Source organism: Shewanella sp. Isolate7, from assembly GCF_022398425.1.
GTDB lineage: Bacteria > Pseudomonadota > Gammaproteobacteria > Enterobacterales > Shewanellaceae > Shewanella.
The window spans coordinates 15,140-39,712 of the sequence record NZ_JAKEVJ010000021.1 but is presented as its reverse complement, the minus strand read 5'-3'; the positions used below and the strand labels follow the sequence as shown (position 1 = coordinate 39,712).

Annotated in this window: 24 protein-coding genes; 11 read left to right on the top strand and 13 right to left on the bottom strand. The window is 55.8% G+C overall.

The annotated features are described in order from the left end of the window. The first annotated feature begins 142 nt into the window (after positions 1–142). Positions 143–1,618 (top strand): sodium:proton antiporter NhaD, encoded by a 1,476-nt coding sequence (gene nhaD, locus L1D47_RS07140; protein ID WP_239883538.1) that lies wholly within the window; start codon positions 143–145, stop codon positions 1,616–1,618. Positions 1,619–1,774: 156 nt separating this feature from the next. On the opposite strand, the gene L1D47_RS07135 is transcribed toward nhaD, so the two are convergent. Further along, positions 1,775–3,157 carry a Na+/H+ antiporter NhaC family protein gene (locus L1D47_RS07135; protein ID WP_239883527.1) on the bottom strand — a complete coding sequence of 461 codons (1,383 nt, stop codon included), beginning with the start codon at positions 3,155–3,157 and terminating at the stop codon, positions 1,775–1,777. Between the two features lie 532 nt (positions 3,158–3,689). Here L1D47_RS07135 and rihA point away from each other — a divergent pair. The 4 genes from rihA (at position 3,690) to L1D47_RS07115 (ending at position 7,175) form a co-directional block, all read left to right on the top strand. Then, entirely contained in the window at positions 3,690–4,700 is a 1,011-nt protein-coding gene (rihA, locus tag L1D47_RS07130; protein WP_239883525.1) for a pyrimidine-specific ribonucleoside hydrolase RihA, read from the top strand. Between the two features lie 44 nt (positions 4,701–4,744). Further along, complete coding sequence (rbsK, locus tag L1D47_RS07125) at positions 4,745–5,659, top strand: ribokinase (protein WP_239883523.1); 915 nt, start codon at positions 4,745–4,747, stop codon at positions 5,657–5,659. A gap of 204 nt (positions 5,660–5,863) precedes the next feature. Further along, on the top strand, positions 5,864–6,085 hold the full coding sequence (locus L1D47_RS07120) for a ribosome alternative rescue factor ArfA (RefSeq protein ID WP_239883521.1): 222 nt from the start codon (positions 5,864–5,866) through the stop codon (positions 6,083–6,085). A gap of 148 nt (positions 6,086–6,233) precedes the next feature. Continuing rightward, positions 6,234–7,175: a DMT family transporter gene (locus L1D47_RS07115; protein WP_239883519.1), complete on the top strand. Its 942-nt coding sequence runs from the start codon at positions 6,234–6,236 to the stop codon at positions 7,173–7,175. A 76-nt stretch (positions 7,176–7,251) separates the two neighbouring features. On the opposite strand, the gene L1D47_RS07110 is transcribed toward L1D47_RS07115, so the two are convergent. The 6 genes from L1D47_RS07110 to L1D47_RS07085 all read right to left on the bottom strand — a co-directional run bounded on the left by L1D47_RS07110 (position 7,252) and on the right by L1D47_RS07085 (position 12,261). Beyond that, complete coding sequence (locus tag L1D47_RS07110) at positions 7,252–7,461, bottom strand: hypothetical protein (protein ID WP_239883518.1); 210 nt, start codon at positions 7,459–7,461, stop codon at positions 7,252–7,254. A gap of 448 nt (positions 7,462–7,909) precedes the next feature. Then, the gene (locus L1D47_RS07105; RefSeq protein WP_239883517.1) at positions 7,910–8,866 is read right to left on the bottom strand and encodes a hypothetical protein; all 957 of its coding nucleotides are present in this window, start codon (positions 8,864–8,866) and stop codon (positions 7,910–7,912) included. 4 nt (positions 8,867–8,870) lie between these two features. After that, positions 8,871–10,001 (bottom strand): AI-2E family transporter, encoded by a 1,131-nt coding sequence (locus L1D47_RS07100; RefSeq protein WP_239883516.1) that lies wholly within the window; start codon positions 9,999–10,001, stop codon positions 8,871–8,873. 165 nt (positions 10,002–10,166) lie between these two features. Continuing rightward, positions 10,167–11,270, bottom strand: a complete 1,104-nt coding sequence (locus L1D47_RS07095) for an endonuclease/exonuclease/phosphatase family protein (protein ID WP_239883507.1) — start codon at positions 11,268–11,270, stop codon at positions 10,167–10,169. Between the two features lie 161 nt (positions 11,271–11,431). Continuing rightward, the gene (locus tag L1D47_RS07090) at positions 11,432–11,929 is read right to left on the bottom strand and encodes a hypothetical protein (RefSeq protein ID WP_239883505.1); all 498 of its coding nucleotides are present in this window, start codon (positions 11,927–11,929) and stop codon (positions 11,432–11,434) included. Further along, positions 11,926–12,261, bottom strand: coding sequence for a hypothetical protein (locus tag L1D47_RS07085; RefSeq protein WP_239883503.1), 336 nt, complete (start codon positions 12,259–12,261; stop codon positions 11,926–11,928). The genes L1D47_RS07090 and L1D47_RS07085 overlap by 4 nt, the downstream gene beginning before the upstream one ends. Positions 12,262–12,601: 340 nt before the next feature. Between L1D47_RS07085 and nfsB the strand changes: the two genes are divergently transcribed. From nfsB to L1D47_RS07070, 3 genes are all read left to right on the top strand, one after another. Further along, positions 12,602–13,255, top strand: a complete 654-nt coding sequence (gene nfsB, locus L1D47_RS07080; protein ID WP_239883501.1) for an oxygen-insensitive NAD(P)H nitroreductase — start codon at positions 12,602–12,604, stop codon at positions 13,253–13,255. Between the two features lie 174 nt (positions 13,256–13,429). Further along, positions 13,430–14,089, top strand: a complete 660-nt coding sequence (locus L1D47_RS07075; protein ID WP_239883499.1) for a DNA-J related domain-containing protein — start codon at positions 13,430–13,432, stop codon at positions 14,087–14,089. Positions 14,090–14,278: 189 nt separating this feature from the next. Beyond that, positions 14,279–14,941 (top strand): thiol:disulfide interchange protein DsbA/DsbL, encoded by a 663-nt coding sequence (locus L1D47_RS07070; protein ID WP_239883490.1) that lies wholly within the window; start codon positions 14,279–14,281, stop codon positions 14,939–14,941. Between the two features lie 60 nt (positions 14,942–15,001). Here L1D47_RS07070 and L1D47_RS07065 read toward each other — a convergent pair whose 3' ends face one another. Next, positions 15,002–15,148 (bottom strand): hypothetical protein, encoded by a 147-nt coding sequence (locus L1D47_RS07065; protein WP_239883489.1) that lies wholly within the window; start codon positions 15,146–15,148, stop codon positions 15,002–15,004. Positions 15,149–15,364: 216 nt separating this feature from the next. Between L1D47_RS07065 and L1D47_RS07060 the strand changes: the two genes are divergently transcribed. Together L1D47_RS07060 and L1D47_RS07055 are read left to right on the top strand one after the other, a co-directional pair. Beyond that, positions 15,365–16,399 (top strand): HlyD family secretion protein, encoded by a 1,035-nt coding sequence (locus tag L1D47_RS07060; RefSeq protein WP_239883487.1) that lies wholly within the window; start codon positions 15,365–15,367, stop codon positions 16,397–16,399. Next, on the top strand, positions 16,389–17,432 hold the full coding sequence (locus L1D47_RS07055; RefSeq protein WP_239883485.1) for a DUF2955 domain-containing protein: 1,044 nt from the start codon (positions 16,389–16,391) through the stop codon (positions 17,430–17,432). Before L1D47_RS07060 ends, L1D47_RS07055 begins: the two co-directional genes overlap by 11 nt. A gap of 93 nt (positions 17,433–17,525) precedes the next feature. Here the strand turns inward: L1D47_RS07055 and L1D47_RS07050 are convergent, their stop codons facing one another. The 5 genes from L1D47_RS07050 to L1D47_RS07030 form a co-directional block, all read right to left on the bottom strand. Beyond that, the gene (locus L1D47_RS07050) at positions 17,526–18,050 is read right to left on the bottom strand and encodes a cytochrome b/b6 domain-containing protein (RefSeq protein WP_239883483.1); all 525 of its coding nucleotides are present in this window, start codon (positions 18,048–18,050) and stop codon (positions 17,526–17,528) included. Between the two features lie 64 nt (positions 18,051–18,114). Further along, positions 18,115–18,636 (bottom strand): menaquinone-dependent protoporphyrinogen IX dehydrogenase, encoded by a 522-nt coding sequence (gene hemG, locus L1D47_RS07045; RefSeq protein ID WP_239883481.1) that lies wholly within the window; start codon positions 18,634–18,636, stop codon positions 18,115–18,117. Between the two features lie 195 nt (positions 18,637–18,831). After that, a complete protein-coding gene (locus L1D47_RS07040) occupies positions 18,832–20,463 on the bottom strand; it encodes a di-heme oxidoredictase family protein (protein ID WP_239883480.1) in 1,632 nt (543 codons plus the stop codon). A 112-nt stretch (positions 20,464–20,575) separates the two neighbouring features. Next, on the bottom strand, positions 20,576–21,724 hold the full coding sequence (locus L1D47_RS07035; protein ID WP_239883478.1) for an imelysin family protein: 1,149 nt from the start codon (positions 21,722–21,724) through the stop codon (positions 20,576–20,578). A gap of 33 nt (positions 21,725–21,757) precedes the next feature. Beyond that, a complete protein-coding gene (locus tag L1D47_RS07030; RefSeq protein ID WP_239883476.1) occupies positions 21,758–23,167 on the bottom strand; it encodes a FlxA-like family protein in 1,410 nt (469 codons plus the stop codon). A 202-nt stretch (positions 23,168–23,369) separates the two neighbouring features. On the opposite strand from L1D47_RS07030, the gene L1D47_RS07025 reads away from it, so the two are divergent. After that, positions 23,370–24,536 (top strand): MFS transporter, encoded by a 1,167-nt coding sequence (locus tag L1D47_RS07025; RefSeq protein ID WP_239883474.1) that lies wholly within the window; start codon positions 23,370–23,372, stop codon positions 24,534–24,536. Positions 24,537–24,573 lie beyond the last annotated feature (37 nt).

Genomic DNA, 24,573 nt, shown 5'->3' with positions numbered 1-24,573 from the left:
TGAACGTTTATTTTTCAAACATAATTTGATCAAATTTATGTGACTTAGCCGTAACTAATACACATAAACTTGAGGCGCATCAAAATTTACAGCAGGAAAGCTATGGTAATTTTTAAGCTATTCCTAACACAGAGAATACTTAATGAGAAACCTTAAGCCCCCCTTTGGCAACCTTGCCAGTAGCTTAGCAAGCTTAGTTGTATGTTTGGCCGCACTGTTTAGCCCCGCTGTTTTTGCCAGTAGTGGCGAGGCAGGTGGGCAGCTGTTAGATCTCACCGCCACAGGGGCTGGTTATCTCGCCGTCGTCATCTTCGTCCTGGCCTACCTGCTGGTGATGGGCGAAGAGGTGCTGCACCTGAGGAAATCCAAGCCGGTGCTGGTCGCCGCCGGATTGATCTGGGGCATCATAGGTTACATCTATGTACAGCACGGCATGTCGGAACTCTCAGAGACCGCCTTTAAGCACAACCTGTTAGAGTATGCCGAGCTGCTGCTCTTCCTGCTGGTTGCCATGACTTACATCAACGCCATGGAGGAGCGTAATCTGTTTGACGCCCTGCGGGCCTGGATGGTGGGTAAGGGTTTTAGTCAGCGTACCGTCTTCTGGCTCACCGGCTTCATGGCCTTCTTCATCTCCCCCATCGCCGATAACCTGACGACGGCCCTGTTGATGTGCGCCGTGGTGATGAAGGTCGGCGGCGACAACAAGAAGTTTGTCGCCCTGGCCTGTATCAACATAGTGGTGGCGGCCAACGCCGGTGGCGCCTTCAGCCCCTTCGGCGATATCACCACCCTGATGGTCTGGCAGAAGGGCGTGGTGCATTTCGAGCAGTTCATCGACCTCTTTATCCCTTCTCTGGTCAACTTCCTGGTACCGGCGGCCATCATGAGCGTCTTCATCGTCAACCAGGTCCAGGAGGCGGATGAGGAGAAGGTGCTGATGAAGCGCGGCGCCAAGCGTATCGTCGCCCTGTTCCTGCTCACCATTGCCACCGCCGTTTGCACCCACAGCCTGCTGGGCTTACCACCTGTACTGGGCATGATGACAGGCCTTGGCTTCCTGCAGTTCTTCGGCTTCTACCTGCGTAAGAGTTTCCCCAAGGCGGTGATCAAGGCGAAAGAGCAGGCGGAGCGCGATAACAATATCAAGCGCCTGGAGCAGCTGGGTAACGTGGTGCCCTTCGATGTGTTTAGCCGCATCGCCCGCGCCGAGTGGGATACCCTGCTCTTCTTCTACGGCGTGGTGCTCTGCGTCGGTGGTCTGGGCTTTATGGGCTACCTGAGCCTGGTCTCCGAGGCCATGTATACCCACTGGGACGTGACCTATGCCAACATCGCCGTGGGCGTACTCTCCTCTATCGTGGATAACATCCCCGTGATGTTTGCCGTGCTAACCATGAACCCTGACATGGGACTGGGCCAATGGCTGCTGGTGACCCTGACAGCGGGTGTGGGTGGTAGCCTGCTCTCTATCGGCAGCGCCGCCGGGGTCGCCCTGATGGGTCAGGCTCGCGGCATCTACACCTTTGCCAGCCACCTCAAGTGGACCCCAGTGATAGCCCTCGGCTACGCCGCCAGCATCCTGGTGCACCTCTGGTTGAACAGCTCGCTGTTCTAAGCCCGTGTGTCGTGTGTAGCGTGAAGGAATGAAAAGGTTAGATTACCTATAGTCACCCTATGGGTTAATCAAAAGGGGCGTTGACTAGACTAGTCAACGCCCCTTTCTCATTTATGTCTGCTTCCGACTTAGCTTAGGCCGAGACGAGGAAACCCCTTAGGCCAAGACGAGGAAACCGATAAAGGTCAGTCCGGCCGCCAGCAAGGCATAAGGCAACTGGGTCACCGCATGGCTCACCAGGTTACAGTTTGATCCCTGGGCCGCCAGCACGGTAGAGTCAGAGTAGAAACAGGCCTGACTGCCGAAAGAGGAGGCCGACAACAGAGCGCCGATCACCAGCGGAATATCGGCGTTAACCGCCTGGGCCAGTGGCATCACGATAGGGATAGATACCGCGAAGATCCCCCAGCTTGAACCTGTAGCAAAGGCCAGTATCGACATGGTCAGGAAGACCACGGCTGGCAGCCACTGAGAGGTCATGAAGGGGCTCAGGTTGCCAATCACATATTGCGGCAGCATCAGTTTGTCGCACACATCCTTAAACACGAAGGCGGCGATAACCGTGCCTATGGCCGGTAACATGGACTTAAAACCGTCGAGCATCTGCTCCATCATCTCAGACAGTGGCATCAGGCGCTGCACCCCATAATAGGGCAGGGTCACCGCCAGGGTCGCGATCAGCCCCTTGAGCACGTCGATATCGAAATAGACGGTAAAGCCCACCAGCAAGAGGATAGGCACCATGAAGTTGTGTAGCTTGCCCAGGTTATCGGCATGCTTAAACTCCTCTTCGATCGCCTTGAGGCTATAATCGTCCGAGGTCTGCACCTCATCAAAGGCATCGACCGCCTTGGCAGGTTTGCCCGCCATGGCCGCCAGTTGCGCCTTCTTCATCGGCCCGAAGGCAGGCACTATGCCCAAGATCACCAGCAGCACCATGGCCACCGCCAACCAGGCGTAGAGCATATAGGGGATCGCCGACATATAGACGCTGATCCCCTGGCCCTCGCCTGCCACGCCGTTATCCACCAGCAGGCCGCCGAAGAAGACGGCCCAGGTCGACAATGGCACCAGCACACAGATGGGCGCGGCGGTAGAGTCCACCACATAGGCCAGCATCTCCCGCGACACCTTAAACTTGTCGGTCACCGACTTCATGGTCGATCCCACGGTCAGGGCGTTGAGATAGTCGTCGATAAAGATCACTACGCCCAGAATAAAGGTCATCAGCAGGGATGACTTTGGCCCCTTGGCATACTTGAGCGCGTGGCGACCGAAGGCCATAGAGCCACCCGTCTTCACCAGGAGGGCGATCAGGGCGCCAAAACCGCCACAGACCAAGATCAACCAACCTATGGTTTCATCGGCCATGACAGAGAGCGAGATATCGGAGAAGTTATTCAGTACCTGATCGGGTTGGTATAACACCAGGCCCACTAAGGCACCTATGATTAACGAAAGGATTGGACGGCGTAGCCAAACCGCTAACACCAAGACCACCACAGGTGGGATAAGACTTAAGGCTGTCGCGTCAGACATGGCTTAAGGTCCTTCTAAAATAGAGCCGATACGGCAAACTCATTTTACTCGGCGTAAAACCCCAAAGTTTATACGCTTAATTGCTGCTTTATTATGGACATAACGACGTTCGCCCTTGGCGAACCATGCCTTTATTTTTGTACCCCAGCTAAAACATCGGGCGCAAAATAATCTGCATTGGAGATTGAGTCAATCAGAAATAGTTATCCGGCGACAAAAAATTTTTAAGCCCCAAATGCAAAACAGACAAGCAGTTGATAAATAACAATATAAGTAAAATATGATGCGCTAATCCCGCCTGCCTTCTCAAAACAGCTTATGCAGCCAAAGCGCGTAATTAATAAGAGCACATATGCTTATTTCCGCTCTATGATGAAGACGGCTAAGCCTTGGCCACTCACCTGCCCACTCACTTGCCCGCTTACTTGCCTAATTAGCGCTTTGTCTGCTCAATCACAAATTTTCATCTCAGAGATGACACGCACCTAAAGCGTGATACTCTGCCACAGGTGTCAATCAAAGGAGCTGTACCATGACTCAATCAAACGCTGCCCCACATTCTCACGCAGCACACGCTTCTCCCAAAGCCATTCGTCCGCTCGCCTCGGCGACCCCTATCATTCTCGACTGTGACCCGGGCCACGACGATGCGATCTCCCTCATTCTGGCGCTCAGTAGCGAGCGTCTCAATCCGCTGGCGGTCACCACTAGCGCGGGTAACCAGACACCCGACAAGACCCTCAATAACGCCCTGCGGATCCTGACCCTGCTCAATCGCCCAGACATGCCGGTGGCCGGCGGCGCGGTTAAGCCCCTGGCCAGGGAGCTGATTATCGCCGATAACGTCCATGGCGAGAGCGGCCTGGACGGCCCGAAATTGCCGGATCCCGCCTTCGCCCCGTTAGCACAAAACGCCGTCGAGCTGATGGCCGAAAAGGTGCGCCAGAGCCAGATCCCTGTGACCTTAGTGCCGTCAGGGCCGCTGACCAATATCGCCCTGTTTATCGCCAACTATCCCGAGCTACACAGCAAGGTCGAGCGCATCGTATTGATGGGCGGCGCCGCCGGAGTAGGTAACTGGACTCCAGCCGCCGAGTTCAACATCTTCGTCGACCCAGAGGCGGCCGACATGGTGTTCAAGTCGGGCATTCCAATCACTATGTGCGGCCTGGACGTGACCCACGAGGCGCAGATCATGGATGAGGATATCGAGCGGATCCGCGCCATCCCCAACCCTGTGGCCCAATGCGTCGCCGAGTTGCTGGACTTCTTCATGATCTACCACAGAGATCCTAAGTGGGGCTTTACCGGGGCGCCGCTGCACGATCCCTGCACCATCGCCTGGCTGCTCAAACCCGAGCTGTTCACCGCCCAGGATTGCTGGGTCGGCGTCGAAACCAAGGGGGAATATACCCAGGGGATGACGCTAGTGGATCGCTATCAGCTCACAGACAAGGCCCCTAACGCCACAGTGCTGTTCGGCTTAGATCGTCAAGGCTTCGTCGACCTGATTGTCGACTGTCTCAGCGCCTATAATCAGTAGACAGCCCAGGGAGGGTTCGCCCTCCCCCTAGGCGAGAGGAAACTATGACCAGACTGTTAATTCTCGGCAGTGCCAATGCCGATCATGTGATGAACCTGGAGCACCTGCCCAGCCCTGGACAGACCCTGATGGGCCAAGGCTACCGGCTGGAGCACGGCGGTAAGGGCGCCAACCAGGCGGTGGCCGCGGCGCGCCTGAGCCGGGAAGACACCCGGGTCGACTTCATCTGTCATCTGGGCCGAGATGCCATGGGTCAGGCGATGGCCCAGGCGTGGCAGCAAGACGGTATCACGCCGGATGGCATCACCTACACGAACCAGCAGCCAACGGGCACGGCGATGATCTTCGTCGCCGACACCGGCGAGAACATCATAGGCGTCTCGGCCGGTGCCAACGCCACCCTGACGCCCGAGGCGCTCACGCCCCACCTTGAGCTGATCGCCGAGGCCGATTACCTGCTGCTGCAGCTGGAGACGCCTGCGGTAACTGTGCTCAATGCCCTGGAACATGCCAAGGCCAACGGGGTAACCACCATACTCAACCCGGCGCCAGCCATGGTAATAGGCAAAGACCTGTTCCCTCTGGTGGATGTGATCACCCCCAACGAGACCGAGGCCGAGGCCATCACCGGCATAGAGGTAACCGATGAACAGAGCGCCAAGTTGGCGGCGCAGATGCTGCATCAATTCGGGCCGAAAATCGTGATCATCACCCTGGGCAAGCGAGGCGCCCTGCTCAGCACTAAAAAGCAATGCGCCCTAATACCAGGCGTTGAGGTGAAAGCCTTAGATACTGTGGCCGCCGGCGACACCTTTAACGGTGCTCTGATGGTGGCCCTGGGTGAAGGCAAATCGATAGAGCAGGCGGTAGCCTTTGCCCATCGCGCCGCCGCCATCTCGGTCACCCGCGCCGGCGCCCAGCGTTCTATCCCCTATCGCCACGAGCTGGCAGACAGCTGATCCTCCATAGGCTTGCTCTGTGTTCTCAAGCCATGGGCAAGCCTATTCAACCGAGCGAATTCAAAGTTAAATCACTGATTTAAAAGCTAAAGCATTTTTTGCTAATTTATGGTAAAATACTGTTTGCTTTTTAAGCAGCCTGGGCGTAATCTTGCGCCGCCTGAAAATGACTACCAGGTTAAATACTGAAATGAGAGGAAAACCATGAGTAAAAAATCGTGCCGCAACGCGCACGCTCCCCACGAGAGCGGCCGAGGCGTCATCAAGGACAACGCCTTAAAAGCAATCGTCACCAGCGAACTGTTTAAGATGCGTGTCGAGAAACCCAAGAAGGGCAAAGGGTCATACAGACGCCAACAACAAAAGGGGCATATGCTAAAGGGCAATGCCCCTTTTGACTTATTAAGCCCCGCCATTGCACGCTAAGCCGCCTACTCACTGCTCATTCCATCGCCTGTTATCCCACATCAGTAATTTTTCTCAACAGCACATTTGGCCGTAGCTTTCCCACGCAAACTGGGTCAAAATCGCCTCTATCACTCTTTGCTTATTTTCGTACCAGGGCCTCGCTAGCATGTCTTCCCATTCTCAAACCGACCCAGCACAACTGCCTCGGCTGGTTCCCGTTTCGTTTCTAGCCGTGGTACTCATCTGGTCGACGACTCCGCTGGGGATCGTCTGGAGCAGCGAAACTGTGCATCCCACCATGGCGGTACTCTCGCGCATGGTGATCGCCCTGCTCATTGGCAGCCTAATCATACTGTTTAGCAGCATACGCCTGCCCTGGCACCGCACCGCCTTCAGGCTCTACGCCTATTCTGCCATAGGCATAGTCGGTGGCATGTTGCTGAGCTATTTCGCGTCGCGCTACCTGGCTTCTGGCACCATGTCACTGCTGTTCGGCCTGTCTCCCCTGGTGTCTGGCCTGCTGGCCCAAAAGCTACTGAACGAACCTAAATTCAGCCCCATGCGGATCCTCGCGCTTATCCTGGCGTTCTGCGGCCTGGGGGTGGTCTGCTCGGCCAAGCTCGCCCTGGGCAGCGATACCTGGATAGGCCTGGTGTTGATCCTCTGCGCCGTGTTCCTCTTCAGCCTCAGCGGCGTGCTGATCAAGACGGTGGATCTGGCGATTCATCCCATCGCTAGCACTGTCGGTGCCCTGCTGTTTTCAACCCCCCTGTTTGCACTGGCCTGGTTAATCTTCGATGCCAGCCTGCCGGTGGAGACCTGGTCGATGCGCTCCATCGCCGCCATCTTCTATCTGGGGATCTTCGGATCCTTGATAGGTTTCATCGGCTACTTCTATATCCTGCAGCACCTCAATGCCAGCACAGTGGCCCTGGTCACCCTCATCACCCCTGTCTTTGCCATGGCGCTGGGCGCCCTGGTGAATAACGAGCAGCTCTCCCAAACTTTGATGATAGGGGCAGGCCTGGTACTGGCGGGACTCGGCCTGTTTCAGTGGGGAGATACCCTGCTGGCCCGCAGGCGCGCCGGGCTCTCTACGCCGCGCTAGCCCACATAACATGGGTCAGCCTAGCGGCCTAGCGACTTAATGAGTTAGCGGCTTAGCGGTTTAGCGATTTAGCGATTTAGCGGCCAATCAGGCTGGCCTGGCGCTCTCGCCGGGTGTGACCAACCTCAGCCTTATCCGGCCGCGGATGAGCCTGATGCTGAGCACCGCTCGCGAGGCTGATTAACTTGCAGATGTAATCGATGCGCTGGCGGTAGGCCTCGCTGCTGGCATACAGGGCTCGGTTGACCACGAATCCCAGCAGGGGAGATTGACTATTTAACCTCATTGCCGACTCCTTAACCTCACAACTGAGGCATCTGGTGCTATCCCTTAATGGAGCATAAGGCGTACCAATCCAGCCAATGGACATGCAAGCGATTAAATCAGAAGGGATTTAGCGAAAGGATATTGAGCCAAGGGCGAGAGAGGCCTGGATAGCGTCAAGAAATTGCACCTTGCTAGGGCCTGTTTATCTTTCGCATTCATTTTTGCAGCATTCTGTATCGATTTTATACAAGGCAGAGCGATTGCAATGTGGTGTGCTACATCAATGAGCAATAACGCAGTAGAAAAATGATACAGACGCTGCCCGCAGGGTTCGTCTCGAGCACGTTCAACTCTTTGTTACTCGGCTTTTATATAGAATAACTATACTTCAAGCCTTATGCCGCGATTTGAACGTGCTCAATTAGAACAAAAATTGTTCTCAAAAGGTCAACAGGCCCTAAGCTGTCTTAATCGTCGGCCTTCACCAGATACAGGCGGCTAAGGTCTTTATTCCACAGCTTGATGATCTTGCGGGTCTTGTCTTTGTTCCAGAAACATTTACCGAAGAGGATGATACCTGCGCCCTCGAGATCCTCACGATCTTGGATATCGAACCTTTTACACAGCGCCTCTTTAACCTCCTCGATAGGAATGCCCACATCATTACAGTCGGCGGGATTGAGCCAGAGCATCGCCTTGTCGGCATGGGAGATGGTGCCCCAATACATACGCGGCGCATGGCGCTCGTTGGGCTCGGCATCGGCAAAGTTGACAAACAGGTTCTTGGCCCGCCAGCGATACTTGTCGTCGGTATAGATCCAGAGATCTGAGTCGGCCAGATCGCTGCCCCGCAGCAGGCTATGGAGGAGTTTCTGTAGCCCCTGGGTCGCTATCTTAGGCTCAGCTGGCGACTCGGCGCTTGAGTCATCCTCAGGCTCGCCATTTCCCTCTGCCTGAGCGAGATAATTCCCCTTGGGGCTCTCCACGCTGCTATCTTTCTCGGCGTCAGTTGGCTTTGGCTTTGTCTTTGGCTTTAGCTTTAGCTTTAGCTTTAGCTTTGTCTCAGCCTCTGTCTTTGCCTTGGCTTTAGTCGTCGGTGCCTTACGCCGCGCCGGCATGCTGAAATCTATCTTCAGGGCGTCGCTCTCCAGCAACTGCTGGTTCACCTCCAGGGCATCCTGCTCCTCCTGCTTACGGCTGGCGGAGGGATTAAACTCGGGGCAATCTGGTTGATGATAACGCGAGCCGAAACAGGCCGCCTTACCGTCGCGCGAGGCCTTGCGAAAATAGGCCTTACCGTCACATACGGGGCAATAGAGCTGCTGGCGCAGCGCCTCTATCTCTTGCTCGCCGAGGCGCTGAAAGTTAAACACTGAATAGGTTTTCTCGGCTTGCCCCTCTACCCGGCAGACGGCATCTAACATAGGCTTACTCCGCTGCCTTAAGGTCAGTCGATGAACTCGTTGTTTCTGACTGCTGGGCCAATACCGCCTCGGGTTCACCGCCGTTTAGCCAGGCGATGAAGAGTTCATACCAGATGGCCAGCACCACGGCACCCAGGAAGAGGCCGATTATACCAGCAGATAACATGCCGCCGATGGCGCCTATCAGTATCACGGGCATGGGCACATCTACGCCCCGGCCCATCAATATCGGCTTAAGAATGTTGTCCGAGATACCACCGAGGAAGACCCAGACGCTGAAGATAATTGCCGAGGTGCCCTCCATGGATGAGTAGGCATAGCCTATCAGGGGTAACACTATGATCAGTGCCGGCAGCTGGGCGATCCCCAGAAACAGGGCCACCAGCGTCAGCAGACCCGCGGCGGGCAAGCCAAACACAAACAGGGCCGAGCCGATCAGCATAGCCTGGATAAAGGCCACACCCACCACCCCGATCAGCACACTGCGGATGGTGGCGGTCAGGCTGGCCCAGGCTTGAGCATTGGGGCCTACGGCCCTCACCGCCAGCTTACTCATGGCGGCGCACTGCTCGGAGTTAGCCATAAAACCGGCGGCGATCAGTAGCGAGATGATGAACATCACCAAAGTGGCCAGACTGCTGCCGATCACCCCAGCCAGCGCCGCGAAGCCCGCCTTGATCTCGGGTAAGAAATGCAGAATCGCCTTCTCCAGATTACTGGCAATATTGTGCCACACCTCAAACAGGCGCTCGCCTATGATGGGGATCTCTGCCACCTTTTGAGTCGGCTCGGGTAGGTTGATCTCGCCGCTCTGCAGCACCTTAAGGGTATTTGACACCCCCTCGAAGATGGAGCCGGAAACCACCACGAAAGGTGTCACCAGCAGGGCGAGCCCCACCAGGGCGATTAGGGTTGCGGCCAGGCCACGACGCCCCTTTAACAAACGCTCCAGTCTATGGGTTAATGGCATCAGCGCGACGGCGATGATGGCCCCCCACAGGGCTGGCACTATGAAGGGCCTGACGATGTCATAGGTCCAGATCACTAAGATAGCGAGCAGACCGATGCGTATCGCCGCCTCTGTCATATTACCGATAAAGGCCTTGCGCTGCTGCACATTAGCTTCATTGTCCATCACTTTCCCTTCCCAGCATGTGTCAGTGTCCAACTAAAGCGCCAATCCAATTCGTCAGGCATTAGCACTGAGCAAAAGATAGCCGATAGTCGCGATGAATCCCACAAGTAAAACAAGACTATAGCCCACATTCGGGTTGAGGGGCCTGCCCTTGTTCCCCTTAGCTTATTCCCTAATCTTAAGGCTAATCATCACAGGGGCGTGATCTGTGCTGTGGCTGTCGCGCTCATATTGAGGGTTGATCAGATGGCTATCATAGGTGTGATACTGGCTCACCTCCGCCAAACACTGATCGTTATGGGGATCGAACTCGTCGGAGAGCAGGATATAGTCGATTACCTCACCTCGATTGAGATGATAATGTGTCGCCGGACGCGCCACAGAGACGGGGCTGTACTGCGAGCGGTCGTGTAGCAGGTAGCCGTCCTGCAGGCGATAGGCCTGAAACGCGCCCTCTCCCAGCTCCCCAAGCAAACGGCTATCCTGACTCACCAGCGCCGACAGCACACCGCCGGCTAAACTATCGTTAAAGTCGCCCATCAGGATCACAGGGTTGCCGGTTTCGATCCGGCGCCTGGCGATGGCGAGCCTCATCAGACTCGCCTCTGTGCCGCGCACCAGAGAAGACGCCCACTTGGCCGCCGCCTCGATGGCAAACAGGGCCGCCTTTTCACCGCCCTGGCTATCAGGCTCAGCAAGCGCTGCGGGCTCACTCTGGGCGTTCTGCGCTAATGTAGATTTTGACGTCGATGCCGACACCTGTGCCAACTCGGGCTCAAACTGAGCACGCTTAGACTTAAAATGCACTACATAACAATCGCAGGGGCCGAGGTGTGGCAGGGCTATGGTCGCCCTCAGGGGCAAGCGACTGTATTGAAACCCAGGGGCGATTCCCATCAGGCTGGCGACCGTCTGATCGATAGTGCAGGCCTCACAATTCAATATGGGATACTTGCTGGCGAGGGCCAGCACTGGGTGGCGATAGATGAAGTCATCGCTGACCTCAGGCGTATCGACGGTGACAAAATGGGGATAGCCCGCCTCGGCCAACAACGCCTTTAAGGCCGCTATCGAAAACACCTCCTGAAAACCTATGACGCAAGGGTCATGGCTCGCCAGGTAGCGCCTTATCCAGTCACATTTCTGCCGCCACTGGGCCTGGGTATAGATGTTATTAAAATCATAATAGGCATCGGGCGGCGCAATAAAGTTGTATAGGTTGAAACTGGCGATCCGTATCTGGCTCGCCGCGGTTGAGCTTTGGCTCACGTCTCCTCCTTTAGGGAAGGTGCAAACAGGTCCCATGTGTGCTCTGCGTCAGATGCCTTGAACGCCAATTGCAGTGCAAGCCAGAGTGCCACGAGGACTTATTCGCAACTTCCTTAGCATGCCAGCCCTTATTGAGCTCTAGGCCTCAGACAAGTCCCGACTCACCCCCAGGGCATATCGAAATAGATCCTCACGAAGAGATCTTTGCTCCAGGGCAGAATCGGCAGATAGTCGGGCGAGTCCACAGGCCCCCTGGCATAGGGGTCCAGATTATACTCGTTATATTTCACGCTGAAGACGAGCCGACTCTCGGACGACCAACTGTCGGCATCATAGCTAAGGCTTGCTTCCAGCTGATTCTCCAGCCAGTCGCTACCGTCGTGCCACTGCTGCGCCGCCAGCCTGAGATCAAAGGCTTTGCCCAGGGCAAACTGAGTCGCCGCCGCCAGGGTGTAGGCACCTGTCTTATTTTGGAAATCTTCCCTGTCATAACCGCGCATGCGGGGGACATCGTCGTCGATCTCGAGGAAGTAATAACCGCCCCCCAGCTTAACATCGGCCTCGAAGCCCTCTCGCTGATAGCCATAGCCCAGCGCCGGAAACAGCCGCACCTGTTTCTCCACCGAGCTGACGGTATTACGCTTGCCGTCCAGGCTCACATCCCAGAAGAGGCGAGAGTGCTGTGTGAGTGAGACAAGACGCCACCGGCGCTGTAATAGGAGCTAAACCAGACGGGAATATGGTCCGGGTCGAGCTCATCGACATCGTTGTCCACGAAGATATTCAGCTCACCCGTGAGTTTGATGTCACCCTGGGTGAGATGGCTCAGGCCAATGCTCACTCCTGCGCCTAAGGTGTGCGAGTCGGCTTCATCCACATAGTAGTCGTGACCGCCGATGCCAAGACGCCAGTCCAGGGCCATGGCAGGCGCACTCAACAAGGCCCCCGCCAGGGACCAGGCGATGATGGATGAATCTATCTTAAAAGCCATGTTTTCTTCCCCGCGCAGGGAAGCCGAGTTAATCCCTCGACTCAAGATGACAGTTTTGAAAGTTAAGCATAAATTACCTTTTTTGTCAGTTAATTACTGCCACTTCTGCGACAACTGTTATCTAAGTAATCGCCAGGGCTATCGCCTGGACTATTCCCCTTGGGATTCCCCGATACATAGCCGCCAATCCCCAGGTTGACGACGGCTTATTATCAATATTTTTTTGAAAGTATATGTGACTTTCCTCTGTTTTTATCGATGAAAGAGTCACGTAGAATCAGCCTCACTCTCGACATAAAAAATCGACATAAAGAATCGACTCAATCACAGGATGCTTACCATGCAACAACTCAGTTTCTACACCAATAAACGCTACACCACTAAGGCATTCGACCCTAGCCGTAAGATCGCTCAGGAGAAGGTCGAGGAGATCAAGCAACTGCTCCGCATGAGCCCCTCTTCGACCAACTCTCAGCCTTGGCATTTCGTGCTCGCCTCGACCGACGAAGGCAAGGCGCAGATTGCCGAGGCCACCAGCGACTTCGCCTTCAATACAGATAAGATCCTCAACGCCTCCCATGTGTTGGTGCTCTGCACTAAGACCAGCATGGATGAGGCCCACCTGCTAAAGGTGCTTGAACAGGAAGATGCCGACGGTCGTTTCGCCGATGAGGAGGCCAAACAGGGTCAGCACAATGGTCGCTCCTTCTTCGCCAACATGCACAGAATCGAGCTAAAAGACAGTCAGCACTGGATGGAGAAACAGGTCTATCTGGCACTGGGCAACTTGCTGCTGGGCGCTAGCCTGCTGGATATCGACGCCACTCCTATCGAGGGCTTCAACGCCACTAAGCTCAATCAGCTGCTGGATCTGCCGGCTAAAGGCTACGCCGCCTCTGTGGTGGTGGCCCTGGGCTATCACAGCGAGGAAGACTTTAACGCCAAGCTGCCTAAGTCGCGCCTGCCTATCGAGACACTCTTCACCGAGATCTAACCGGTTACGCAATTTATCCGGCCGATGGCGATGCATGTCCATGCATCGCCTTGCCCTCTTTCCCCTTTCCCCTTTTCCCCGCGACTGCTAGCCCGACAAGCCGATAAGACTTGCCTTCTATTTGCCCCCTTGTCATAGTAGAAATTATCGCCAGTCACGGATGAGACACTCAGTATGCTCCTTGCCAAATCGAGCCCGACAGCAGCCAGACTAGAGGACGCCTCATCGTCCACCCAATGCTTTGCTATCAAAGGCGATAATCCCCTGATCTGGCCACTACTCACCCTGTTGCAGCGAAGCAATCGTAGCTGGAAGGTACACCACCTGGCCGCCGCCCTGCAGGAGAAAGGCCTGATGCGCGAATTGGACGTCGACCCGCAGAAGGCCCTGTTTAAACAAAACTTCCTGCTGATGAACGCCCTGTTTGAGTTGCAGGCCATGCTGCTGCCCGGCAGCTACCTGCAGGTCAAGGCGATGGAGATACAGATATTTCGCATCCCTCCCAGTAACTTAGATACTCAACTGAGTCAGGACGACGCCCTGAGAAGCTATTATCTAGACTGGCAGCACTATGACACCTGCCCGGACATCATTCAGGAGATGCTGGAATCTTTCTGGCAACGCTATGAGGACTATATCGGCACCCGCCACAACGCCCTGCCCAAACGCCAGGCCCTGCAGGTGTTTGAGCTCGACCAAGACGCCACCGACAGAGAGATACGCAAGCAGTGGCGAAAACTGGCGCTGCAGTGGCATCCCGACCGCGACGGCGGCGACGCGGCTCAGTTTAAGCGTGTCTGCGAGGCCTGGCAGACCCTGCGGGAATCTCGCTAGCTAAACCTCATCACCTGCCCAGCCTCTTCTCGGGGAAGCAGATCCCAGAACTTCCGCTCAGGTCACACTCTGACCCCTTTTTCTCCTTGCCGCTTCAGTCATAATTAAGCTTTGGCATTTAGGCTAACCCTATTGTCGATTGACGTTAGCCATTGATTGCACAACGACGCTATCAATTTAAGGATCATCATGATTAAACATATCGCACTCGCCCTGACGCTCGCCGTGGCGCCACTCACCAGTTTTGCCGCCCAGTTTGTCGAGGGGCAACACTTTATGACAGTGTCTGACAAGGCCCCCAGCACCAGCCCTAAGCTGACCGAATTTTACTCCTTCTACTGCCACAACTGCTTCAACATGGAGACTCAGTTTCTAGGCGATATCAAGGCCAACCTGGACAAGCGAGTCAGCTTCGACAGCAAGCACGTAGACTTCATGAACTCTGATATCGGCACCGAGGTGATGCGTTCACTGGGTGTGATCCAGGAGCTGGGTGTACAGGACAAGATGATCCACGCCATGTTTAGCGCCATTCAGGGCGAGCAAGGCGGCCATGGACATAGCCATGATCACGACCATAGTGCCCATGAGAAGCCAAGCATTAATACCCGTGACGACATCAAGAAGGTGTTTGCCGATCAGGGGATCGACATCAGCAAGTATGACGAAATCGCCGACAGCAAGGCGGTCAGCGATAAGCTAGATCTGTGGCGCGCCCAGCAGCGTGAGTTCCGCATCCAGAGCGTACCCACCTTTATCGTCAACGATAAGTATGCGGTCAACCTGAGCCAAATTCGCACCCTGGGTGAGCTGATCGACCTGATCAACTACCTAGCGGTAGAACACAAATAGACTTAGAAAAAAGACATAAAAAAAGGCGCCCTTGGGCGCCTTTTTCTTTTCATATTTACCCTAGCCGATAACCACTTGCTGCGCGTCCTGATAGGTTTCCTGTTCGACCCTGGCAAAGGACTTGGTCTGCGCCCGATAGATATGATTAATCAGCTTCAGGGTGGCGAAGGCCAAAAGAATGCTGACCACCTCAGAGAGCTGAGACACCAAGTTAGCTGCAAAGACGCCTCTGCTAAGCCTGCGCAACTAAAGCCTAACCTTGAACTGACCAACTCGTTTTCCCCATCTTTTTAACTACCTAAGTCATATAAACACCATAAACAAGAGGTGTTACTTGCTGGTAACACAATCGAGGATTACCATAAAACAATCTCTATTCATCGAGGCGAAGGCATGTCTGCTGCGGAACAATCATCACGGAAAATGAGTTTTTACATCATAGGCTTAATCTTAGTCGTCTGGCTCTATAGCCTGTGGGCCGACAGGGTGACGCCCATGACCAGCGAGGCTAGGGTGCATGCCTACCTGGTGAGAGTCGCTTCCGAGGTCGCCGGTAATATCACAGAGGTAAACGTCAGAGATAACCAGATCGTCGAGGCGGGCGAGCCCCTGTTTCAGATCGATCCGCGCAACTATCGTCTCGCCGTGCAGTCGGCTCAGGCAAATCTGTCACTCGCCGGGCAGAATATCGGCGCCAACACCGCGGCTGTCGAGGTGGCCCAGGCCAAGGTGGTCGATGCCATCGCGGCCCGCAACAACGCCAAGGAGCAGGCCGCCCGCGTGAGCGAGCTGGCTGGACAGGGCGTATTAAGCCAGGCGGAGCTGGACAATGCCATCGAGGCTAAAGACAGAACTCAGGCGAACCTGGAGGCGGCCGAGGCCTCTCTGGTGCAGGCCAGACAGGCGCTGGGCCCTAAGGGGCAAGACAATCCACAGATCCTATCGGCCATGGCAAGCCTTGAGCAGGCCCAGCTGGATCTGCAAAGGACTCAGGTCAAGGCGCCCTCTAAGGGCGTAGTGACCAACCTGCAACTCACCCTGGGGCAGCGGGCCAATGTCGGCTCTCCCATGTTGACCTTTATCGATCCTCGCGGCGTGTGGATCTCGGCCCTGGTCAGAGAAAACTCGCTGGAACACATAAAGGTGGGCAACAAGGTCGAGATCGTCCTCGACGCCCTACCGGGCAGGGTACTGGAAGGCAAGGTGGACAGTATTGGCTGGGGCACAGGCGGCAGCAACAACATCGATCAGAATACAGGTTTTCTCACCGCAGATACTAACGGCATAAAGGCTCAGCGCTATCCGGTCAATATCGTCTTCACCGGCACCAAGCCACCCGGCAATATTCGTTATGGCTCACAGGCGACTGTGGCCTTCTACACCGAGCAGAGCAGCATAGGCGAGTTTCTTGCTGGCATCTGGATGCAGATAGTGAGTATCTGGACCTATGTTTCTTAGTCCAGCCAACCCTATCATACGTCTGGTATTTGGCCCGCTGGCGCTGCTGTTTTACCTCTGGCATCAAGCCGCGCCCCTGCCCATACTGGCGCCCATCTTCATGGTGATCTTTCTCACCCTGATGCCCTCGCGTCCGCCCCTGAGCATGATGCTTAAGTTGCTGCTGATCGTCTTGTTTGTCAGCCTGGGACTGGTGTTTATCGGCGGGCTCTTACTGGACTCACCCACTGGCTACCTGCTGTTTTGCTGGTCCTTGCTGTTCTGGAGTTTCTACCGCAGCCACAAAGATGGGAAGGATCTGCTCTCGACCCTGATGTTGATCGTGGTGATCATCATGACCATCATGAGTAAGCAATTGCAGGCGCCGATCGAGGTACTGCCCTGGCTACTGCTCAAATCGGCCGTGTTGGCGCTTGTGTTGACCTATTTGAGTTTCCTGCTGTTTCCCGGCGATGAGCAAGACATACTGCCCGATGAGACCCAGGCAGACGACAGCAGTACCCATATGGGCAGCATATTATTTAAGACCACCGCCATGACCTTAGTGTTGGCGGCCTTGATCGGCATCGGCAGCTCTCAGAGCATGCTGATTGCCATCACGATCGGCAGCATGATTAAACTGGCGGATCCCAAGGATCACAAGAGCTTCAAGCAAAACAGGCTGATCACCACGGCCGTAGGTATTCTCTTCACCTTCCCCGTGATGCTGACCTTCACCTTCGGCCTGCCGACCTGGGTGGTGTTGGGGATGGCGATCTTCTGCGGCCTGCAGCTGGCCTGCTTTGCCATCAGGCGATCCTGCCCCCTCTCTATCTATCAGCTGCTGTTCACCAACTTCGTGGTGCTGGTATATCAGATCATCACTCATTTAGGGTCAGATGCCCTCTATGCCCAGCTGGTGCGCCTGGTCTCGATCAGTATCGCCGTCATTATAGGTGGTCTGCTACTCAGCCTGCTACACCATGAGCCCGTGCCCCTAAAATCATCAAAAGCGCGGACTGAAGACGCCAAGTCACCCCAGCCGGACGCCTAAATGACACCCACGAAAAAGCGCGGCCATGGCCGCGCTTTTCTATTTTAAATTCACATTAACGTACTCTGTTAAGCCTTAGCGAATTAGCCTATGCTAGCGGCGAATGAAGTCCAGCAGGTGGGAGATGGCAAACAGCGCGTGGATCACCATGAAGACGATGAAACCATGGGCCAGACTATGATGATAACTGCGCCAATTAAGCGCCTCACTGCTGCCCTGGGTGAGAAACCACATCAGTCCGGTCAAGGACACAGCCACAAACAGCAGCATACCTATGCCTTCGACCACGCTAAACAGACCGCGGCCACCGGCCAGGGGTAACTTACCGCGCATCAGGCCACACACATCGTTACTCAGCTGAGTGAAGTCGCCCACCAGATAGGGAAAATACTGCCGCCACTGGCCACGCATCATATTAATTAGCAACATGGTTACCGAGAAGATCCCGGCAAGCAGCCCCAGGTAGACATGCAGAATATCCCAGACCGAGGCGTTGGCCCGCAGGGCGCGCCCCATCATGAGCCAGCCGCTGGTGCTCACCAGAAACAGGGTCAACAGGATGACAAACAGATGCTGATAGGTCTCCAGCACCTCGCGCAGCTTGGTCAGTGTCTTCATCTTGCTCTCCCCTCGAAATGGCTCACGCCATGAACCCCATGATCTGTCTTGTTCCTAAGCCTCGCTAGAGCGCGGCGACCTGCCGCGCATAGTCTTTCACCTTATCCCAATCGGTATACTCTACCTTGGTATCCGGCGCCGTCGGCCCCTTAGTGATCCACATGATGAAGCGTATGATGTTGCGATCCAGGGCATTGTAACCCTGATAATCCAGATTGCCGCCAAACACCGCCAGCAGCTTAGGCTGCCAGGGCGACTTGGCCAGAAACGCCTGCATGTAAGGGTTTGTCTCCGGGGTATTCTTGGCGGACTTGCGCGCCACCAGGCTCACAGAGAAGAAAGTACTGGCCTTTTCCTGCAACAGTGCGAGGTTCTGGCTAATGAAGTCGTACACCCTGGGGTTATGCTTGCCGTGGCGAATGCTGGCGCCCAGGACTATCTTATCGAAACCCTCAAGCGGGGGCGGGTTATCTATGCTGGCACAGGTGACGCTATGTTCCAGCGCCTCGAGCTCGCGCTGCATGAAATCGCACAGCTTACGGGTCTGCCCATGCACACTGGAAAAAATGATTAATATTTTGCTCACGTAGGCCCCTAAATCGACTTATCTCTTGCTATAGCATCATGATAGGGGAAATCGGGCAATATTTAATTGAAACAGATCACGAGGACTAAGGGCAAAATCCGGCTTAAGTTTACCGACTTCACAAATTGCCCTCAGAATACATTTCATCATAAAAAAGCGCAGCCTAGGCCGCGCTTTTATCCTCTCAACACTCCCTTAGAGGGACATGACGAACGCCAGCAGTTGTGCCCGCTCCGCCTGAGTCAGGGCCATGAACTTGTCTGTGCTCGCCTGGGCCTCACCGCCGTGCCAGAGGATCGCCTCCTCGACACTCGCCGCACGGCCATCGTGGAGGAATCCCGCCTGGGGATTGACCGTCTGGGTCAGGCCTATGCCCCATAACGGCCGGGTGCGCCACTCGCTGCCGCTGGCCAGGAAGTCAGGGCGACCGTCGCTCAGGCCTTCGCCCATGTCATGGAGCAACATGTCGCTGAAGGGATAGATGGTCTGCCCCTTCAGCGCTGCTATCATAGGCAGGCCGCCGATCTCGCCGCTGCTCTTGGTCACAAACTTGGGCTGATGACAGCCGCTGCAGTTGACCTGCTCGAACAGACGCGCGCCCTCCCTCACCTTGGCGTCATCCACCTGACGCCTGGCCGGTACCGCCAGGGTCTCGGCGTAGAAGACCACATCATCGCTGAACTCGGCGCTCGCCTCTGGCTCACCGTCGACGCCGCTGCCGGTATCGACGAACCCTGTGCGGGCAAGATAGCTGTCATGCATACTGGTGCCCGCTATGCTCTCCTCGGGAAATAGAGGGTTAGTGATCCCTATGTCACCGCGCAGCGCCCCCAGAGACTGTACCCGCACGCTGGGGGTGTTGGCCTTCCAGCCGAAACGCCCCAGAGAGACAGGATGGCTGTCGCCGCGCTGCGCCTTAACGGCGTCGAATACCAAGTTTGCCCGCCCCGAGATGCCATCGCCATCGGCATCGTTTTCATCCACCAGCGCCATAATACTCGCCTCGGGGATCGCCTCCAGCAGCCCAAGCCCAAACACCGGCATGCCATTGCGCCAGCCCATCTGCACATCACTCTGCAGCAGCTCCGAGGTCACATTGCTGCTATTGAGGCTCTCGCCCGGTGCATCGAATGGGTTTTCCACGGTAAACAGCGGCTTCTTCAGCGTCACCTCTGTGCCGTCGGGATAGGTCACCTTCTTCTGCTCAAAGGAGAGGTAGACATCGGCCTGGCCACCAAAGAGGTTCTGCTGCCAGTCTTCTCTGGCCTTGAGGACGCCGCGGTGAAACAGCTGAGTTCCAAAGTTAGGCACAGGGATCGGCGCACAGTAGTTGTTCTCGGCGCTAGGCTCCAGGCAGGCCTGGTCTGGCGCCTTGCTGATACGCAGGAAGATCCCCGCCTCGGAGCCCAGTTTGATGCGCGCTTGCCCTGCAGGCACTATGGGCGTCGAGTTACGGCCGTCGCGCTGATGGCAGGAGTTACAGTCGGCGTTATTGAACACGGGTCCCAGGCCGTCGAGTTCGGGATGCTCCTCGTTTGGCGCCGTGGTAAAGGCGGTCTCAAAGTTCAGATCGCCACTGAGATGCTGGGCGAGCTGGGCCTCACTCAGGTTTACCGCCGGGGTGGAGTAACCATGGCCAGAACTCGAGGCATCGAAGGTGGTGGTGTCGCCGCCCAGGGCAGTCACCTGGGTATAATCTGGATAAACTTTCTCGGGCGCGGGCGCTTCTATCTCATCCCCCGAGCCACCGCAGCCACTTAGCGCCAGGGTCTGAGCCAGGGTCAAGGCCGCCAGCAGGGCGGAGGGTTTCATTAAGCTATTCATCATCTTTTCACACTTTATTAGGGTCGGGCTAAATCGCTCTCTTGCCATTAGCCTTGATTTTTATAGGGTTAAACGGGCAATAAAAAGAGAGCCTTAGCTCTCTTTTATGCTGGCCCTATACCTTCCACTCCTTGAGTAGCGGCAGCACCTGATTTTCCAGGCTGGCCTGTAGGGTGGCCAGGGCGTCGACCGCCTTCTGGACACGCGCACGGCCTGCCTCATCCTTTATCGCCTGACGGAAAGGCATATTATCCGAGCCCTCGATGGCGCGGATCTGCAAGATGGCGCTGTCGATCTCTGCCGCGACACGGCTGGCCAGCTCGGCGTCGGCGGCGCGCACGAAATCGATGATCCCCTGCTTGTCAGCCTCGCCGGTGAACTCACCCTGATAGACGTTGCGCACCCCTATGATGTTGTCGCTAAAGTCGGTCAGCGAGTTCCACGAATATTGCGATTCCACCTTAGAGGTGTCGGCATTGGCCAGTGCACTACCGAAGGGATCGGCAATCTTGCCGTTACCCACCTCATCGACGATACCTATCATCCCCTGGATCAGCTCCTCTAACACGCCGACTTGCGAGCTATAGAAGGTGTTGCCATCGACGCCCGGTGACTTCAGCAGTTCGCCATAGGGCTTACCACCCTGGCCGTCATGGCTCACCTGCCAGGCATCGGCCAGCTGCTTGGTGTAGTCACGGAACACCTCGGCCAGTCCCATGAGGTAGTCGCGCTCGCTGGCGGTCAGCTCGTCGATCTGCTTAAGATTGTCGTTAATGCCGTCACCGAAGAGCAGAAACTCCATGGTGTGGAAACCCTGCACGTCATCGTTCCAGCCCTTGATGGTCTCGGCGTCGAAGCCGCTGCTATTAATCAGCACAGTCTTAAGATCTGTGGTGTTCAGTGGCCAGCTATCCAGGTGGGGGTCGATGCCCAGAGAATCTACCGGACCGAAGATGTGTGACTCCCCCTGCTCCCAAGGCTGACGGGCGGCCTTCCAGGCAGACTGCGCCGCTTCAAGGTTTGCCTGGGTTGGCGTCGCCACCAGGGTCTGGGTCGCCTGTAGCAAGGCTTCGCCGCGATCGGCTAAGGTGCTGTAACCCTTGACGATCACCTCGTCACTCAGATTGATGATCAGGGCGTTCGCATCGAATCTAAAGCCTGTCTCGGGCACCACTACCTTGCCCTCGTCGCTGCCTGAACCGCCACAGGCGGCCAAACCAGAAATGAGTGCCAATGCGATCGCGCCATATTTAAATTGTTTCATCTGTCTCTCCATAAAAATCAAAGTTGTCATCCGTTAGAGCGAGAATTGGTAACCCACGCCCAGGGCAAAGAAATGAGTATCCGGGATGGCGGCCACCGCCACCTGATGCAGGCCGCCCTCGGCCTTAATCACCAGCTCAGGGATGGGCGAGTAGTTGACACCGACGCTGGTCCAGGTGTTTTCATAGCGCTTGGTGGCCGTGCCGGTTTCCACCTCACTGAGCGGATTGGCGTAATCCAGGTTGGCAAATACCGTCAGCGGCAGGGCGAAGAAGTGGTTGAGATCCAGCCCCGCCTCGACGAAGAAGGACTCGGCCTTGCTGCCCAGCTGGGCAAAGTTACCCGGCTTGAGGCCTGGAGTGGTCTTGTTGGCCTGAGTGATCGCATCGGCGTCATCCAGGGTGCCCTGCAGGTATTGCCCCCGCAAGATCCATGGGCCGTCGACATAGGCACCTGAGAGCGCCAGCAGGCTCACGCTGCCATCACCCGCCAGCTTGTTGCTCTTGTGGCGATTGCCACTGGTATTGCCATAGTAATAGGCGGCGCCCAGCGCCAGCCCAGGCTGCTTGAAGCTGCCGTAATCCAGGCGCAGCACATAGGCCAGATCGTCGGCATTGATATGTTCGAAGCGCTTCTGATGGCCGGAGGCTATCCAGTCATAGGTGCGGAAATACTCTGAGTTGAGGCCACTAACCACCTGGGCCTGATAGTGGAAGTCCCCGAGCTCACCGAAGATACCGATACCCGTCTCGTTCCACACCGCGGGTAGCAAGGCGGCCTCGCTGCGATGACGCAGCACGGTCAGATACTGGTTAGGCTTGTGCAGCACGCTGGAGAGGCCCACGGGCAGATGTATGTTACCGAACTTGACGCCGAAGGCCTTAGAGGGGCGATACCTGATCTGCGCCTTCTCGATCATCACTTCGCCGCCGGCCTCGACTTCAGATTCAAACTCGCCAAACTCGTCGAAGCCGTCGTATTCCAGCGCGGCACCTGTGCCGCCATGTTCATACTCTATCTCCACCTCCATGTCCCACTCGTCGTTGAACTGATAGCCAAATTCGGTGACGATCCGCTCGAGATCCAGACGGCCGCGACGCTCGGGCGTGGTGTCCTGTACGTTGTCGAAATACTCGTCGCTGGTGTAGTTCATGCTGCCATAGGACTCAAACTTGAAGCGGCGCCAAGGGCTGTTTGCGGCCTCCTGGCTCACCTGCTGCTGCACCGTCTGGTTCAAGGCTTGCTGGTCATACTGCTTCTCGGTCTGCTGTGCCTTGAGCTGTGCCAGCTCCTGTTTCAGCTGATTAAGCGCCTGTTCCTGCCTGACGATAGACTCGGCTAGGCTGGTGGCGTTAGCTGTGCTATTCGTTTGAGTGTCGGCATAGGCATTGCCCGCCAGCAAGCTGGCGATAGCTATCCCTAAGGTAGTCAGTTTCAGTGTCATCTTCTCTCCATGTTGATTAATCAACATCCCCCATTAAATTGCGGGCACAATATTTCAAATGAGAATTATTTGCATTAGTATTTACGTTTGTTAATAACAAATCGATGACAAAGCGTGCTAGGGAAGCAAAGATTGAAACCAGTTTGTAGCATCCAGGCGATGGGGTAGACTAGTTTCCCCACAGAGACAGGAATTCAATGGAATGTTAAAAAAGAACCCGCAGACCCTCTTACTACTCATGACCTTCGTGATGTCCTTGGTATTTTCTGTGTGGCAGGTGCTGCTGAATAACTTTGTCATCGAGCGGGCCAGCTTTACCGGCGCCGAGATTGGCATATTGCAGAGCTTGCGTGAGATTCCCGGGTTTCTGGCCTTTACCGCCATCTTCATTCTGCTCTTGCTCAGGGAACAGACCTTCGCCTTGGTTTCCTTGGCGCTGCTGACCATAGGGGTGGGCATCACAGGCTTCTTCCCCCAGGCACTGGGGCTCTATCTGACAACAGTATTGATGTCGGTGGGCTTTCACTACTATGAGACCATCAATCAGTCCCTCACCCTGCAATGGGTCGACAAGGGTGAGACCGCAGGCTTCTTAGGCAAGACGCTGGCCTGGCGATCGGCCGCCGCCCTCACCGGCTACGGCAGCATCTGGATTGTGATGACCTATCTGCATCTGGATTATCAGTGGATGTACGCCATCATAGGCGGACTCGGGCTGCTGATGGTGGTCGCCCTGACCCTCTACTTCCCCCAGTTTCCCCAGGGAGAGGTGCAGCACAAGAAGGTGATCCTCAGACGACGCTACTGGCTCTACTATCTGCTTACCTTCTTCTCCGGCGCGCGGCGGCAGATCTTCATGGTGTTTGCTGGCTTCATGATGGTGGAAAAGTTTGGCTATAGCGTCAGTCAGATCACCGCCCTGTTTCTGATTAACTATGTGGTCAACCTGCTGTTCGCCCCCGCCATCGGCCGCTTTATCGGCCGCATCGGCGAGCGCAATGCCCTGATGATAGAGTATGTCGGCCTGATAGTGATCTTCACCAGCTACGCCTTCGTGCAGCAGGCCGAGATGGCGGCCGTGCTCTATGTGCTGGACCATCTGCTGTTTGCCATGGCCATCGCCATCAAGACCTATTTTCAGAAGATCGCCGAGCCTAAGGATATCGCCGCCACCATGTCGGTCAGCTTCACCATCAACCATATTGCGGCCGTGGTGATCCCAGCGCTGTTGGGGATGCTCTGGCTCTATTCCAACAAGTGGGTCTTCTTTATCGGTGCAGGCTTCGCCCTCTGCTCCCTGATGCTGGCCCTTAATATTCCGCGCCATCCGGCCCAGGATAAGCACGTTAACTGGCCGGCCAACGCTTAAGCTAGGCGTCTGCGGCGAAATTCAGATAGAATCTGAC